10 protein-coding genes are annotated in these 14,369 nt (G+C 66.5%); 1 reads left to right on the plus strand and 9 read right to left on the minus strand.

Going from position 1 to position 14,369, the window contains the following annotated elements:
- Nucleotides 1–65: 65 nt before the first annotated feature.
- The 9 genes from FHG09_RS00580 to FHG09_RS00620 all read right to left on the minus strand — a co-directional run bounded on the left by FHG09_RS00580 (nt 66) and on the right by FHG09_RS00620 (nt 13,336).
- On the minus strand, nt 66–1,541 hold the full coding sequence (locus FHG09_RS00580) for an L-serine ammonia-lyase (protein WP_152345761.1): 1,476 nt from the start codon (nt 1,539–1,541) through the stop codon (nt 66–68).
- A 91-nt stretch (nt 1,542–1,632) separates the two neighbouring features.
- Nucleotides 1,633–2,031, minus strand: coding sequence for a glycine cleavage system protein GcvH (gcvH, locus tag FHG09_RS00585; protein ID WP_193627228.1), 399 nt, complete (start codon nt 2,029–2,031; stop codon nt 1,633–1,635).
- 109 nt (nt 2,032–2,140) lie between these two features.
- Nucleotides 2,141–3,403, minus strand: a complete 1,263-nt coding sequence (locus tag FHG09_RS00590) for a glycine cleavage system aminomethyltransferase GcvT (protein ID WP_152345762.1) — start codon at nt 3,401–3,403, stop codon at nt 2,141–2,143.
- The gene (gene gcvP, locus FHG09_RS00595) at nt 3,403–6,336 is read right to left on the minus strand and encodes an aminomethyl-transferring glycine dehydrogenase (protein ID WP_152345763.1); all 2,934 of its coding nucleotides are present in this window, start codon (nt 6,334–6,336) and stop codon (nt 3,403–3,405) included. The genes FHG09_RS00590 and gcvP overlap by 1 nt, the downstream gene beginning before the upstream one ends.
- A gap of 557 nt (nt 6,337–6,893) precedes the next feature.
- Nucleotides 6,894–8,183 carry an MFS transporter gene (locus FHG09_RS00600; RefSeq protein WP_152345764.1) on the minus strand — a complete coding sequence of 430 codons (1,290 nt, stop codon included), beginning with the start codon at nt 8,181–8,183 and terminating at the stop codon, nt 6,894–6,896.
- A 153-nt stretch (nt 8,184–8,336) separates the two neighbouring features.
- Entirely contained in the window at nt 8,337–9,419 is a 1,083-nt protein-coding gene (locus FHG09_RS00605; protein ID WP_152345765.1) for a phosphotransferase family protein, read from the minus strand.
- A complete protein-coding gene (locus FHG09_RS00610; RefSeq protein ID WP_152345766.1) occupies nt 9,416–10,675 on the minus strand; it encodes an acyl-CoA dehydrogenase family protein in 1,260 nt (419 codons plus the stop codon). Before FHG09_RS00610 ends, FHG09_RS00605 begins: the two co-directional genes overlap by 4 nt.
- Nucleotides 10,672–11,451, minus strand: a complete 780-nt coding sequence (locus FHG09_RS00615) for an SDR family oxidoreductase (RefSeq protein ID WP_152345767.1) — start codon at nt 11,449–11,451, stop codon at nt 10,672–10,674. Before FHG09_RS00615 ends, FHG09_RS00610 begins: the two co-directional genes overlap by 4 nt.
- A gap of 91 nt (nt 11,452–11,542) precedes the next feature.
- Nucleotides 11,543–13,336 (minus strand): class I adenylate-forming enzyme family protein, encoded by a 1,794-nt coding sequence (locus FHG09_RS00620; RefSeq protein ID WP_152345768.1) that lies wholly within the window; start codon nt 13,334–13,336, stop codon nt 11,543–11,545.
- 208 nt (nt 13,337–13,544) lie between these two features.
- Here FHG09_RS00620 and FHG09_RS00625 point away from each other — a divergent pair, with 208 nt between their 5' ends.
- Complete coding sequence (locus FHG09_RS00625; RefSeq protein WP_152345769.1) at nt 13,545–14,159, plus strand: TetR/AcrR family transcriptional regulator; 615 nt, start codon at nt 13,545–13,547, stop codon at nt 14,157–14,159.
- Nucleotides 14,160–14,369: the final 210 nt, after the last annotated feature.

The following is a 14,369-nucleotide window of genomic DNA, read 5'->3' on the forward strand; positions in this document are numbered from 1 at the left end:
GCCGCGTCGACTTCGGAGCTCGACGACGTGGATCGGCCAGAGAATCCGCCCCCGGCGCACCTGCCTCAGCACTCGACGACGTTGACGGCGAGGCCGCCCATCGCCGTCTCCTTGTACTTCGAGGACATGTCCGCGCCGGTCTGGCGCATCGTCTCGATCACCTCGTCGAGGCTGACCCGGTGCTGCCCGTCGCCCCACAGCGCCATGCGGGAGGCATTGATGGCCTTACCGGCGGCGATCGCGTTGCGCTCGATGCACGGCACCTGCACGAGACCGGAGATCGGGTCGCAGGTCAGGCCGAGGTTGTGTTCCATGGCGATCTCGGCGGCGTTCTCCACCTGCTCGGGCGTCCCGCCCATCACGGCGGCCAGTCCCCCGGCAGCCATCGACGAGGCGGATCCGACCTCACCCTGGCAGCCCACCTCGGCGCCGGAGATCGAGGCCCGCTCCTTGTACAGGACTCCGATGGCCGCCGCGGTGAGCAGGAAATCGACGATGGCCCGATGCTTAGCGGGTTCTCCGCCCTCCGCCACTGCGGGAACGTAGTTGAGCGCATAGTGCAGCACGGCAGGGATGATGCCGGCCGCCCCGTTCGTGGGTGCGGTGACGACGCGGCCGCCCGAAGCGTTCTCCTCATTCACGGCCATCGCGATGAGGTTGACCCACTCGAGGTAGTAGCCGGGATCCCGGTTCGGGTCCTCGGCCTTGAGCTTGAGGTACCAGTCGTGGGCACGGCGACGCACCTTGAGTCCGCCGGGCAGATAGCCCGAGCGGTCCAGGGATGCCGAAGCGCACTCCTCCATCACCGAGTAGATGTGCAGCAGGCCGTGCCGGATCTCGTCGTCGTCTCGCATCGACAGTTCGTTGGCGTGCATGATCTCGGCGATCGACAGGTCGTTCTCGCGGCAGCGCTGAAGCAGCTCGCCGCCCGAGTGGAACGGATAGGGCAGCTCCTCGTCATACGACTCGAGCTCGGCGTCGACGACGGAATCCGCGACCGCGAACTCGGCGTCTCCGCTGTCGTCTGCGACGTCCGCCTCGGCGGTCTTCTCCTTGTCGAGGAATTCGGTCTCCGAGGTCACGAATCCGCCGCCCACGGAGTAGTAGGTCTCCTCGGCGAGGGTCCCTCCGGAGGCGTCATAGGCGGTCACGGTCATGGCGTTGGTGTGGCGCGGGAGGACGGTCAGCGGTCGTTTGACCATGTCATCCTCGGTGAACGCGAGTTCGACGCCGTTGCCGGTGGAATCGCCGAGGATGATCTTCCCGGTCTCGGACATCCGTGTCCGCCGGGCGGTGAGTTCGTTGGCTTCGATGAGGTCGGGGCGGCAGCCTTCGAGGCCGATGAGGATGGCGTCGAAGGTCCCGTGACCGGCGCCGGTGGCGGCCAGGGAACCGAATACGTCGACGCGCAGATCCGCCACGGATCCCAGCGCATCGCCGAGGAGGTCGATGAAGCTCGCGCCGGCACGCATCGGCCCGACCGTGTGGGAACTCGAGGGTCCGATGCCGACCGTGAAGAGGTCGAAGACACTCAAGGGCATGGCAATCACTTCGTTTCTGTGGATATGCACAGCGGGGCCGACGAGAGACCGGCTCGGCCTTCTGTCGGCCCCGCTGCGGGGAGGGAGAGCGTCAGAGAGAGTTCGCCTCGGCGTAGCCGGCGGCGTCCATGACCTCGCCGACCTCGGTCACGGCGACTTCGAACAGCCAACCCTCGCCGTAGGGGTCGGAGTTGAGCAGTCCGGGTGAGTCCACGGCAGCCTCGTTGATGGTGATGATCTCACCGGTCACCGGGGTGTAGAGGTCGGACACGGACTTCGTGGATTCGACCTCACCACAGGTCTCACCAGCGGTGATAGTGTCGCCGACCTCGGGCAGGTCGACGTAGACGACCTCGCCTAGGGCATCGGAGGCGACGGCGGTGATGCCGACCTTGACGGTCTTGCCGACGAGCTCATCGGCCTGGCCGTCGACCCATTCGTGTTCGGCGGAGTAGGTGAAGTTCTGCGGGAGCGGGGGCAGCTGTGCCATATGTCTTCCTTACTGTGACCCCACCGGAAGCGGCGGTCACGACGTTGTTGGGCCAGGTGGGACCAGTGTACGAGTCACCGGTCCCACCTGGATGAACTTTGGGTGGGTCTCAGTGGGCCGGGCGCTTGTAGAACGGCAGTTCGGCGACGGTGAAGTCGTGCGCCTTGCCGCGGATGTCCACGGTCACCGCGGTGCCCGCCTCGGCGTGATCCCGGTCGATGTAGGCCAAGGCGATCGGGTGGCCGAGGGTCGGTGAGGGCTGGCCGGAGGTGACGATGCCGACCTCGGCGTCGTCGACGGACACGGCGGCTCCGGAGCGAGCGGCTCGGCGTCCCTCCGAGGTCAGGCCGACGAGCACGCGCGGCGGTTCGGTCTCTCCCAGCTTCGCGAGGGCCTCGCGGGCGAAGAAGTTCTCCTTCGTGGTGAACCCGATCATCCGGCCCAGCCCCGCATCGTACGGGGTGGTGTTCTGGTCGAGTTCGTTGCCGTAGAGCGGCATTCCGGCTTCCAGGCGCAGCGAATCGCGTGCGGCCAGTCCGCAGGGCACGAGTCCGTAGTCGACGCCCGAGGTCACCAGGGTCTCCCACAAGCGGGTGGCGCCGATGTTCGGCGCGTAGAGTTCGAATCCGTCCTCTCCGGTGTATCCGGTGCGGGCGAGCATGAGGTCGATCCCGGCGATCGTCAGCGGCATCCACGCGTAGTACTTGAGCTCGCGCACTGCCTGACCGATGGTGATGGTGTCATCCCCCGCCGAGGTGGCTCCCCCGTTGGCATCATCCGTGGCCTGGGCCTTCGCGTGGTCTCCGGCGCCCGTGCGGGGCCCGAATTCGCCGTGGCCGGCTTCGTCGAGAGCGCGCAGGATGATCGCTTCGGAGTTCGGCCCCTGCACGGCGATGAGCGCGGTGGCATCGGATTCGTCGGTCAGGCGCACATCGGAACCGGGGGCGACCTCCTGGACGAAGTGCTGCACCCGGTCCTTCAGCGCCGCGACCACGACGGGCGTGTTCGAGGCGTTGGGGACGATGAGGAACTCTTCGTCGCCGATGCGGTAGGTGATGAGGTCGTCGAGGAGGCCTCCGGCCTCATTGACGATGACTCCGTACTTCGCCTTGCCGATCTTCATCTTCGAGTACTTCGCGACCAGCGCGTAGTCGAGGAAGGCGGCGGCGTCGGTGCCGCTGATGCGCACCTCGCCCATATGGGAGAGGTCGAAGAGGCCTGCGGCCTCACGCACGGCCCGGTGTTCGGCCAGTTCGGAGCCGTACTTCAGCGGCATGTCCCAGCCGCCGAAGTCGGTGAACGAGGCACCGAGCTCGGCGTGGATGCTGTGCAGCGGGGTCTCTTTGGGCGTGTTCGCAGTCGGGTCGCTCATCATTTGTCCTCTTCCTCGAACTCTTCGAAGGCCTCTGGCGGCGGGCAGGAGCACACCAGGTTGCGGTCGCCGTATGCTCCGTCGATGCGGCTGACCGGCGGGAAGTACTTCGTGAAGCGCAGGCCGGGAACCGGGAACACAGCGGTCTCGCGGCTGTACTTGCCGTCCCAGTCGTCCATCACCACTGTCGCCGGGTGCGGCGCGATGGCCAGCGGCGACTCTTCGTAGGAGTACGACGTGCCGATCTCGTCGATCTCGGCACGGATGGTGCGCATGGCTTCGATGAAGCGGTCGAGCTCGCCCTTGTCCTCGGACTCGGTCGGTTCGACCATGAGGGTCCCGGGCACCGGGAAGGCCAGGGTCGGAGCGTGGAAGCCGAAGTCGATGAGGCGCTTGGCGACATCTTCGGCGGTGACTCCCGTCGCCGAGGTGATCGCACGCAGATCGAGGATCGTTTCGTGGCCGACGAGTCCGTTCTCACCCGAGTAGAGGACGGGAAAGACGTCGCCGAGCTTCTTCGCCAGGTAGTTCGCACCCAGCAGGGCCGAACGCGAGGCCTCGCGCAGTCCTTCGGCGCCCATGAGCTCGAGGTAGGCGAAGCTGATGGGCAGGACGCCGGCGGAGCCGAACATCGATCCGGAGATCGGCGGGGTCACGGCGTGATCGGCGTCGGCGACCATCTTCGGGTCGGTGGCGTCACCAGGCAGGTACGGGGCGAGGTGTTCGCGGACCGCGACAGGGCCGACTCCGGGGCCGCCGCCTCCGTGGGGGATGCAGAAGGTCTTGTGCAGGTTGAGGTGGGAGACGTCGCCGCCGAATTCGCCGGGCTTGGCCAGGCCGACCATGGCGTTGAGGTTCGCACCGTCGACGTAGACCTGGCCGCCGGCGGCGTGGACCTTGTCACAGACCTCGCGTACCTGCGATTCGAAGACGCCGTGGGTCGAGGGGTAGGTGATCATGATGCCGGCGATCTTGCCCTCGTGCTTGGCGATCTTCGCATCGAGGTCGTTCATGTCCACGGAGCCGTCGTCGGCGGTGCCGACGACCTGGACCTGGAGTCCGGCGAGCACCGCGGAGGCGGCGTTCGTGCCGTGGGCCGACTGCGGGATGAGGACGACGGTGCGTCCCTCCTCGCCGCCCGACACATGGTAGCTGCGGATGGCCAGCAGTCCGGCCAGCTCACCCTGGGAGCCGGCGTTGGGCTGCAGGGATACGCGATCGTAGCCGGTGACCTCGACGAGCGAGTCCTCGAGGCGGCCGATGAGCGCGCGCCAGCCCTCGGTCTGCTCGGCCGGGGCGAAGGGGTGGATGGAGGCGAATTCCGGCCAGGTGATGGGTTCCATCTCGGCGGCGGCGTTGAGCTTCATCGTGCACGAGCCCAGCGGGATCATCGTCCGGTCCAGCGCAAGGTCCCGGTCGGCCAGGGTGCGCAGGTAGCGCATCATCGAGGTCTCGGAGCCGTGGGCGCTGAACACGGGGTGGGTGAGGAATTCGGTATCCCGGTGGAACTTCGCATCGAATGCGGGTTCCGGCACGGCGTTGGCCCCGAAGGTCCCCGCCGAGGCTGCTTCGAATTCGTCTGCGTCGACACGGGCGTAGATGCCGAGGGCTTCGAGCAGACCATTGGCATCGGCGACCGTGTGGGGTTCGCCGAAGGAGACGCCGATGGTCGAGTCGTCGATGACGCGGATGTTGAATCCGGCCTGGTCGGCGACGAAGCGGGCGGCTTCGGCATCGGCCACACGCACGGCGACGGTGTCGAAGAACTCCCAGGTGGCCACCTCGGCGCCGGGGGCGGTGTCCGCGGCACCTGCGAACGCGTGGGCCAGGCGGTGGACGCGGGAGGCGATGCGGGTCAGGCCGACCGGGCCGTGGTAGACGGCGTACATCGAGGCGACGTTGGCGAGCAGAGCCTGGGCGGTGCAGATGTTGCTCGTCGCCTTCTGGCGGCGGATGTGCTGTTCGCGGGTCTGCAGAGCCAGGCGGTAGCCGGGCTTGCCCTGGGCGTCCTTGGACACACCGACGAGGCGGCCGGGCAGCTGGCGCTGGAGTCCGGATTTCACGGCCATGAAGCCGGCGTGGGGGCCGCCGAAGAACAGGGGCACTCCGAAGCGCTGGGCCGAGCCGACGGCGATGTCCGCGCCTTGGGAGGCGCAGTCCTTGAGCAGGGTCAGTGCGAGCAGGTCGGCGTCGAAGGTCACGAGTGCGCCGCGATCGTGGGCTCCGTCGACGGCCTCGGTGAAGTCGCGGATGGCGCCGCTGGTGCCGGGCTGGGCGCAGACGATGCCGAAGATGTCTTCGCCGACGAGGCCTTCGGCGAGGTCGGCGACGGTGACGCGGAAGTCCATAGCGCGGGCCCGTGCGCGGACGACGGCGATGGTCTGCGGGTGGAGTTCGGAGTCGAGGACGACGGTCGTCCCCTTCTTCACGGCGCGACGCATGAGCAGGACCGCCTCGGCGACGGCGGTGGACTCATCGAGGAGGGAGGCATTGGCGATGTCGAGACCGGTGAGGTCCTGGACGACCTGCTGGAAGTTCAGCAGCGCTTCGAGCCGGCCCTGGGAGATCTCGGGCTGGTACGGGGTGTAGGCGGTGTACCAGGCGGGGTTCTCGACCAGGTTGCGGCGGATGACGGCCGGGGTGATCGTGTCGTAGTAGCCCTGGCCGATGAGCTGGGTGCGCATGACGTTCTGGGAGGCGAGGTCGCGCAGGTCGGCCAGGACGTCGAATTCGGAGCGGCCGGTCGGCAGGTTGAGCTCTTCGTTCTGGATGGATTCCGGGACGGCGGCACTCGAGAGTGCTTCCAGGGAGTCATAGCCGAGTTCGGCGAGCATGGCCGTGACGTCGTCGGCGCGGGGGCCGATGTGGCGGTCGGAGAAGGGGCGCGCGGTGTCCCCTGTTGCCTGCGTCGTATGGGCGAGTGAACTGGTCAATTGCCGTCCTAGGGTCGGTGTCGCGTCCACCGATAGGAGGACGCAGCGATCGCTGAGAGTCCTCCCCGATCTGTCGGAGCTGCGGCCTGCCCGGCGTCCGGCTCGTGCGCACGTGGGCTCGATTTCGGTTGCGGTCGGGACTCGCTGTCCTTCAGATATGCCTGCAATCGGTGGTACTGGGCCTGAGAGTTTCCCGGGGAGGGAATTGCACCTACGGCGCTGCTCGGAGTCTTGTGCTTCTGCGTCAGCCGATGCTCCAGCGATGGCTGGTGCTCGTCCGTGCGTGCAGTCGCGGCTGCCCGGCAGCTCTCCCACGTCTTGTCTTAGCGGCGTATGAAGTTGTGTGCAGAACCGCGTGGAACTGCGCCTCTGATTCTAGTGAAAGAAATCACCTCCGACAAACCTCGAGGCCAGGTGCAGGTCGGCGCCCCTGCCACGGTCCTCGGTGGTCGAAATGGTCACGCAGTTCCGCGCAGAACGTGACCATTTCTCCCACCTAAGCGGCGTTCCACTCAAGCAACCCTCGCCGAGGCGGCTCTTCCAACCCGCCCTGATGCTCAGATCGCGTTGAGGTCCTTGCCCTTGGTTTCGGACAGTTTGACCACGGCGACGATCGTCGCCAGGCAGAGCAGGACCACCCAGCCGCTGGAGAGCCAGCTGAGGTCGAGCGAGTTGAACAGTCCGTTGAGGTACGGTGCCGTTCCTCCGAAAACGGCCACGGAGACCGAGTAGGCGAAGCCGATTCCCTGGGTGCGGACCTTCGTCGGGAATGCCTCGGACAGGACTGCCGACAGCAGGGCTCCTGCCATCGAGACGACGAGCAGAGCCAACGTCGATGCGACGAAGAGCGTCCAGCCGGTGTCCGTGATCATGCCCATGAGCGGATACTGCAGGATCGCCATGAGCACACCGAAGCCGATGAGCACCGGGCGACGACCGATCCGATCTGAGAGGAATCCCCAGAACGGCAGCGATACCAGAGCGATGCTCTGCGCACCGACGGTCGCCCAGTAGGCGGTCTGCGCATCCATGCCGCGCTCGGTGATCGCCAGGGTCGACGCATACGACGTCCAGGTGTAGTGAGCTGCGGTGATGCCCGAGGTCATGAGCACGACGAGGACGATCGCACGAGCCACTCGGCCGCGATCCAGCGGAGTCGGGTCGACGACTTTCTCAGCTTCGTCGGCTTCGAAGACATCGCTTTCGACCATTCCGCGGCGCATCCACAGCGCGACCAGCGCGAGCAGACCGCCGAGCGCGAACGGGATCCTCCACGCCCATTCGGCAACCGCTGCCTCGGAGAAGACGTTCGTGATCACACCCCCGATCGTGTAGGCGACGACCGAACCGCCGAAGATGGCGACGAAGACGATGGAACCCCAGAATCCGCGGCGGTGGGCCGGAGCGATCTCGGCGATATAGGAGTTCGCCGTTGCCGACTCACCACCATGGGCGAAGCCCTGCGCAACTCGGATGAGGAGGAGGACCAGTGAGGCGAAGACCCCGATTTGACCGTAGGTCGGCAGGACAGCGATGAGGAACGAACCGCCGGCCATGATGAGCATCGTGACGATGAGGACGAACTTGCGTCCCTTCACGTCGGCGATCTTGCCGAACACGATGCCGCCCAGAGGTCTCATGAGGAACCCGACGGCGAAGACGCCGAGGGTCGCGAGGACGGATGAGACCTTGTCCTCGCTGTTGAACATGGCCGCGGCAATGAACGGAGTGAACACCGCGTAGGCGCTCCACTCGTACCATTCGAGGATATTTCCGATGGTGCTCGCGACGACGGATCGCCGTTTCAGCTGCAAAGGCACCTTTGTCTCTGCGATCGTATCGGTCATAGCTTCCTTTCCACTGCTTCATTGGATGTGGTGGTGCTGCGCATCTCTGGGGTGGTGCTGGCTCGGCTCGTCGCCCGGCCGAAAGGTGTTCGCAATCGGATACTCTTCGCGTCTGGAGATGTCCGATTGCGACCGCCTCTCGGTCGCTCGCCCTCAGACGACGGTGGCGGCGATGGCTTCGGCGGCCTCGATGAGTTCGGGCACTCCGGTCTCGAGGCTGCCGGTGAAATCACCGGCCGACGTGGCTTCTCCGTTGAGCCATCTCGTGTAGATGGCTTCGCTGAAGATCGCCGCCTTCCACAACGCGAATGCCTCGTACCAGGGCAGCGCGGAGAGGTCGAGCCCCGTCTTCGTCTGGTAGCGCTCGGCGAGTTCGGAACGGGTGAGGAATCCCTCCCCTGCCGTGACTGGGGTGAGATCCATGACCGTATGCGGGTGCTCGTCGTCGGTGTAGGTGACGAGGAAATAGCCGAGGTCGGCGAGCGGATCACCGAGTGTCGACATCTCCCAGTCGAGGATCGCGGCGACTTCGACTGGCCTCGACGAAGCGATCATCGCGTTGCCCGCCCGGTAGTCACCATGGACGACCGCATGCCGCTGAGTGGTCGGAATGTTCGCCGCCAACCACTCGCCGAGGCGGCTGACCTGGGGCAGCGAACGCTGAGTGTTCTTCTCCCAGAGGACGGAGAACAGCTTGACCTGACGCCGCAGGTACCCGTCCGGGCGGCCGAGAGCTGCCACCTCGGGAACGGTGACATCGACGGAGTGGAGGTCGACGAGGCAGTCGACGAGGGCTTCGCTGAGAGCGCGACGGTCGGCCGCCTCGGCGAGGAAATGGGGCAGGGTGTCGGTGACGACGGTGCCCAGCACGAAATCCATGATGTAGAACGGGACGCCGAGGACCGATTCGTCCTCGCAGACATGGAGGATGTTCGGCACGGCCACGCCCTGGGCGCCGAGGACCTTCTGGATCTTCGCCTCCCGGACCATGTCATGGGTCGATTTCGGAATCGGGGGACGCGGTCCGCGGCGCAGCACGACGTCGAGGTCATCGCGGCGGATGCGGAACGTCACATTCGACTGGCCTTCGCCGATGCGGTCCCAGCGGACCGGGCCAGAACCGATGCCCTGCCTGTCGAGGTAGTCGGTGAGAACGTCGACGATGAGCAGCGGCGGAGCGGTGAGAGCGCGCGCCTCGGCGGCGGTGTCGACGACGTCGATGAGCTTCTCGGTCAACGCGCCTCCCTCACGATGTCGAGGCGGGGGGCTCCCGCAGCGACTTCCTTGCGGCGCTTCGACGAGGCTCGGCGGGAGATCGCGAACTTGTGCGTCTCGGTGGCGCCGTCGTAGATGCGGAAAGGACGGACGTCGTTGAGGTACTGGACGAGTGGCAGCTGGTCGGAGACGCCGTCGCCGCCGGTGAGCTGGATGGCCCGATCGATGACACGGTAGACGGCTTCGGAGCAGCAGACCTTCGCGATCGAGGACCGCGAGTTCGCTTCTTTCGCATCGGTGGCGAGCACCTCGGAGGTCTTCGTGATCATCGCGTCAGAGGTTTCGATGTCGATGACCGACTGCGCGATGAGCTCCTGTGCGAGGCCCTGACGTGCGAGGACGTCGCCGAATGCCTCGCGGTGGTCGGCACGGTCGAGAGCTGTGTCCAGCGCCCGGCGGGCCAGTCCCAGCCACCGCATGCAGTGCGTGAGGCGGGCGGGTGCCAGACGCACCTGGGCGTAGGCGAAGCCCTTGCCGGATTCGCCGAGGATCGCCGAGGCGGGGACGCGAACATCGTCGAAGTGGACGTAGGGATGGCCGCCGGCGATCGTGCGGTCGACTGTGTGGATCGGCCGTCCGACGCTGACACCCGGGGTGTCCTTGGGCACGAGGAACATCGTGGCCGCCTGGCCCTTCTTCGCCTGCGCGGAGCCCGAGCCCTCGGTCGCAGCGGCCGACTCCTCGGCGTCGGTGGCGGCCATGACGATGAAGAAGCTGCACAGCTCAGCCCCGGAGATGAAGCGCTTGTCACCGGTGATGACCCACTCGTCGCCGTCCTTGACCGCGCGGGTCGCCAGCGCCGACGGGTCGGAGCCGGTGCCCGGATGTGGTTCGGTCATGGCGAAGGAGGAGCGGACGTCGCCGGCGGCCAGCGGGGCGAGGAACCGCTCCTTCTGCTCCTGCGTGGCGATCTGGGCGAGCATGTGCATATTGCCCTCATCGGGTGCCATGCAGTTGAGAACGGCGGGCCCGATCGGCGAGTATCCTGCCTCCTGGAACACCGGGGACCAGAATTCGATCGGCACGCCCTGGCCGCCCCATTCTGCGGGCACATGCGGGGCGAAGACTCCGGCGGCCTTGGCCTTGGCTTTGAGATCGGCGAGCACCACCTCGTCGAGGTAGTCCCCGGGACGAGGTTCGGCGGGCATGACGACTTCGCGGACGAAGGTGCGAGTGCGCTGGCGCAGCTCTTCGACGTCGGCGGGGATGTGGCTCACGCTGTGCCTCCTGCTGTGATGAGTCCGCCGTCGGCGGTGAGGATCTGAGCGGTGATCCAGTCGGAGTCGGCCGAGGTGAGGTATGCGGCGGCTGCGCCGATGTCCTCGGGGGTGCCGAGGCGGCCGGCCGGATAGGCGGCGGTGACTTCGTCTTCCTTGCCTTCGTAGAGGGCAGTGGCGAAGCGGGTCTTGACGACGGCCGGAGCGATTCCGTTGACGCGGACATCTGGCCCGAGTTCGACGGCGAGGGTCTTCACGAGGTGGGAGACGGCGGCCTTCGAGACGCCGTAGAGGCCGATGCCTTCGCTCGGATTCTGGCCGGCGACCGAGGAGATGGACAGGATCCGGCCTTTGTTCTCACGGAAGCGCAGTCCCTCGTGGTGGACCGCGCCCTGGACCCAGGCCAATGTGCCGAGCACGTTGACCTCGAGGATCTTCCGCGCGGCGTCGAGCTCGATGTCGACGGTCTGACCGTAGACGGGGTTGATGCCGACGTTCGTGACCAGGGCGTCGAGACGGCCGAACTTCTGGGCGATCGTGTCGAAGACTTCGTCGCGGTGTGCCGGATCATCGGCCTTGCCGGCGATGCCGATCGCAGTGCCGTCGGGGAATTCGGCGACGGTCTCGGCCAGCGGTTCGGGCTTGCGGGCGGTGAGGACGACGGTCGCTCCTTCGGCCTGCAGCCGCCTCGCGATGCCGAGGCCGATGCCGCGGCTCGATCCCGTGACGAGGGCGACCTGGCCCTCGAAACGGCGTCCGAACGATGATTCGCTCATTGCTTCTCCTGTGTTGCGGGTTCTCTGTCTATGGGGCCGGTCAGGGACTGTGCCTGTCCTCGGTAGGGCCGCCTCGGTGACGGCACGATCGTCAGTTCTCAGCGGTGGTCTCGCGGCCGGAGTCGCGCAGCAGTCGGCGTTGGATCTTTCCTGTGTGCGTCTTCGGCAGATCGGACATGACATGGACGATGCGGGGGTATTTGTAGGCGGCAAGCCGTTCCTTCGCGAATGCGATGAGCTCATCGGCGCTCGCGCTCTGCCCAGCGCGCAGAGAGACGTAGGCGACGACGGTCTCACCGCGGTAGTCGTCGGGCTGGCCGACGACGGCGGCTTCGAGCACGGCCGGGTGCTCATAGAGGACGTCCTCGACCTCGCGCGGCCACACCTTATAGCCCGAGGCGTTGATCTGGTCCTTGATCCGGTCGACGAGGTAGATCCAGCCGGCGTCGTCCATGACTCCGACATCGCCGGTGCGCAACCAGCCGTCGTCGAAGGCCGCCTCATCGGCTTCGGGTCTGCCGAGGTAGCCGGGCGTGATCTGCGGTCCGCGCAGCTCGAGTTCGCCGGCCGTGGCATCGGTGACGACGGTTCCGTCGGCGACGTCGACGATGCGGGCCTCGAGTCCGGGGAACGGCACGCCGACGGCCAGGGTGTCGGTGGCCGGGTCGACGGGTGCCTCGGTGTTCGGCGGGACTCCGATGACCGCCGAGGCGGTTTCGGTCATTCCGTAGATGTTGTGGATGTAGTGTCCGAACCGGTTCCGGAAGCGCTCCACGGTGGCCGGCGGCACGGGGGCTCCGCCGGAGTAGAGGCAGCGGATGCTCATCAGGTCATCGGAGGTCGCCGTCTCGTGTTCGAGCAGGGCGTTGTATACGGTGATCGAGCCGATGGTCACGGTCACCTTGTCATCGCGGATCGCAGTCACGATCTTGTTCGCGTTGACGCGGCCGATGAAGTCGAGTGTGATCGGGAAGATCAGGGAGGTCGCCGCGCATGCGACGGCACCGGTGATGTGGAAGAGCGGGGCGATGGCGAGCATGACGTCGCCTTCGCCGAGGTTCATCCACGCTCCGTACGACCGTGCTACTGCAAGGACGTTGCGGTGGGTGCCGACGGCACCCTTGGCCGGACCGGTGGTCCCGGAGGTGTAGGTGAGCAGTGCGGCGTCGTCGAGGCCGGGCAACAGGTCCGTGCGGTGGTTGGGCGCATCGGCGCGGCCGGCGAACGCCTCGGTGCGGTGGGCGGCGAGGAAGCCGCCCCACGAATCGACGGTGATGCCCGCATCGTGGGCGGCCGCCTGGGTGAGGGTGTTTCCAGGGTGGGCGGCGGCTGCGGCTTGGGTGTTGCCGCTGAGGTCGGCGGTCTGAATGTTGCCGGTGAAATCGGCGGGGTCGCGGTCGTACTCGTCGTCATCGGTCGTGAGCACCCAGGTCAGGGAGCTGCCGGTGAGGGTCTCGCGGACCTGGTCGAGGTCGGCTTCGTCGCAGATGATCGCCGATGCGGCCGAATCGTCGACGAGTGCGCGCAGTTCGCGACCGCGGTACATGGGGTTGAGGACGAGGGGGACGACTCCGATCTTCCACGCCGCCAGCAGTGCCACGGCGAACTGCGGGACGTTCTGGAGGTAGACGCCGACGATGCTCGATTTCTGCAGGCCGCGGGCGAGGAATCCGGTGGCGAGCGCTTCGGCTTCGCGGTCGATGTCGGTGGTGGTGAATGTGCGACCGCGGTAGGTCACGGCGGTCTGGTCGGGGTAGGCCTCGACGCGATCATTCCACGCATGGGCGGTGGACTCGTCGTGGATCGCCGACGCCTCGCCGACTCCGGCGGGGTAGAGCCGCGTCCACACGTGCTGCGTGGGAGTAGGAGTGTCTTCGGCTGCCATCTGACTGTCGTCCTTCATCGTGTCGGCTGGACCTTTTCTTTGTGACCGACCGAGCGCTCGCTCGGTTAGTTCTGTATCGTAGGTCACATGATGGTCGGGCGCAAGGGCGCGCGGCGGGATGCCTCGGCGGTCGAATGGAACCGCCGGACCGGGTTGGCCGTAGATTAGGGATGACGAAACAGTGAGACGGATCAGGCAAGGACACCCCGTGAGCAACACACCCAAGACCGACTGGCGAGACTACGACGCGCCACTGCTGACGCCGATCCTCCAGTCCGCGCTCGACAGCTTCGTCAAAGGCGGCTTCCACGGCACGAGCATTCGCCAACTCGCCGGTGCCGCTGGCCTGTCAGTGCCCGGTCTCTATCATCACTTCGCCTCGAAGCACGCGATCCTCGCCGAGATCGATCGCCTGGCGATGGAGGATCTGTGGCAGCGCAGCGTCGCCGCACTCTCCGACGGAGGGCAGGAGCCGACCGCGCGGTTCGATCGGCTCATCGAATGCCTGCTGCTCTTCCACGCTCACCAGTCGGATCTCGCCTTCATCGCGTTCAGCGAGATCCGGGCCCTGCAGGATCAGCACCGGGACGCCCATATCGCCGCGCGTGACCGGCAGCAGAAACTCCTCGACGAGGTGGTCGAGGAGTGTGTTGCCGACGGCAGTTTCAGCACGGAGTTCCCGCGTGATGCCTCACGTGCGATCACGACGATCTGCACAGGTGTCTCACAGTGGTACAGGGCCGGCGGCGAGCTGACACCAGCGGACTTGGCCGACCGCTACGGACTCATCTGCGCCCACGCTGCCGGCCTCCCGGTGAAGTAGCGACCGGCGCTCAGGCGCTGCCGCTTGCCCGCACGCGGCCCGCGAACACCTTCTGCACTGGATTCTTGGGTCGATCCACGGTGATTTCCATGCCTGAAACACCGTGGATCGACCCAACAATGCGCCTCAGAAAGGTACTGCAAAGAACTTAGGTCGCCATCGGATGCTTTCCGTCAAGAGAAGTATCCGATGGCGACCTGAAATCGGGCC

Source organism: Brevibacterium sp. CFH 10365 (assembly GCF_009299785.1).
GTDB lineage: Bacteria > Actinomycetota > Actinomycetes > Actinomycetales > Brevibacteriaceae > Brevibacterium > Brevibacterium limosum.

Coding starts and splice junctions, on each gene's coding strand:
- FHG09_RS00580 (WP_152345761.1), bottom strand. CDS start 1,541: ATGCCCTTGAGTGTCTTCGACCTCTTCACGGTCGGCATCGGACCCTCG.
- gcvH (WP_193627228.1), bottom strand. CDS start 2,031: ATGGCACAGCTGCCCCCGCTCCCGCAGAACTTCACCTACTCCGCCGAA.
- FHG09_RS00590 (WP_152345762.1), bottom strand. CDS start 3,403: ATGAGCGACCCGACTGCGAACACGCCCAAAGAGACCCCGCTGCACAGC.
- FHG09_RS00600 (WP_152345764.1), bottom strand. CDS start 8,183: ATGACCGATACGATCGCAGAGACAAAGGTGCCTTTGCAGCTGAAACGG.
- FHG09_RS00615 (WP_152345767.1), bottom strand. CDS start 11,451: ATGAGCGAATCATCGTTCGGACGCCGTTTCGAGGGCCAGGTCGCCCTC.
- FHG09_RS00620 (WP_152345768.1), bottom strand. CDS start 13,336: ATGGCAGCCGAAGACACTCCTACTCCCACGCAGCACGTGTGGACGCGG.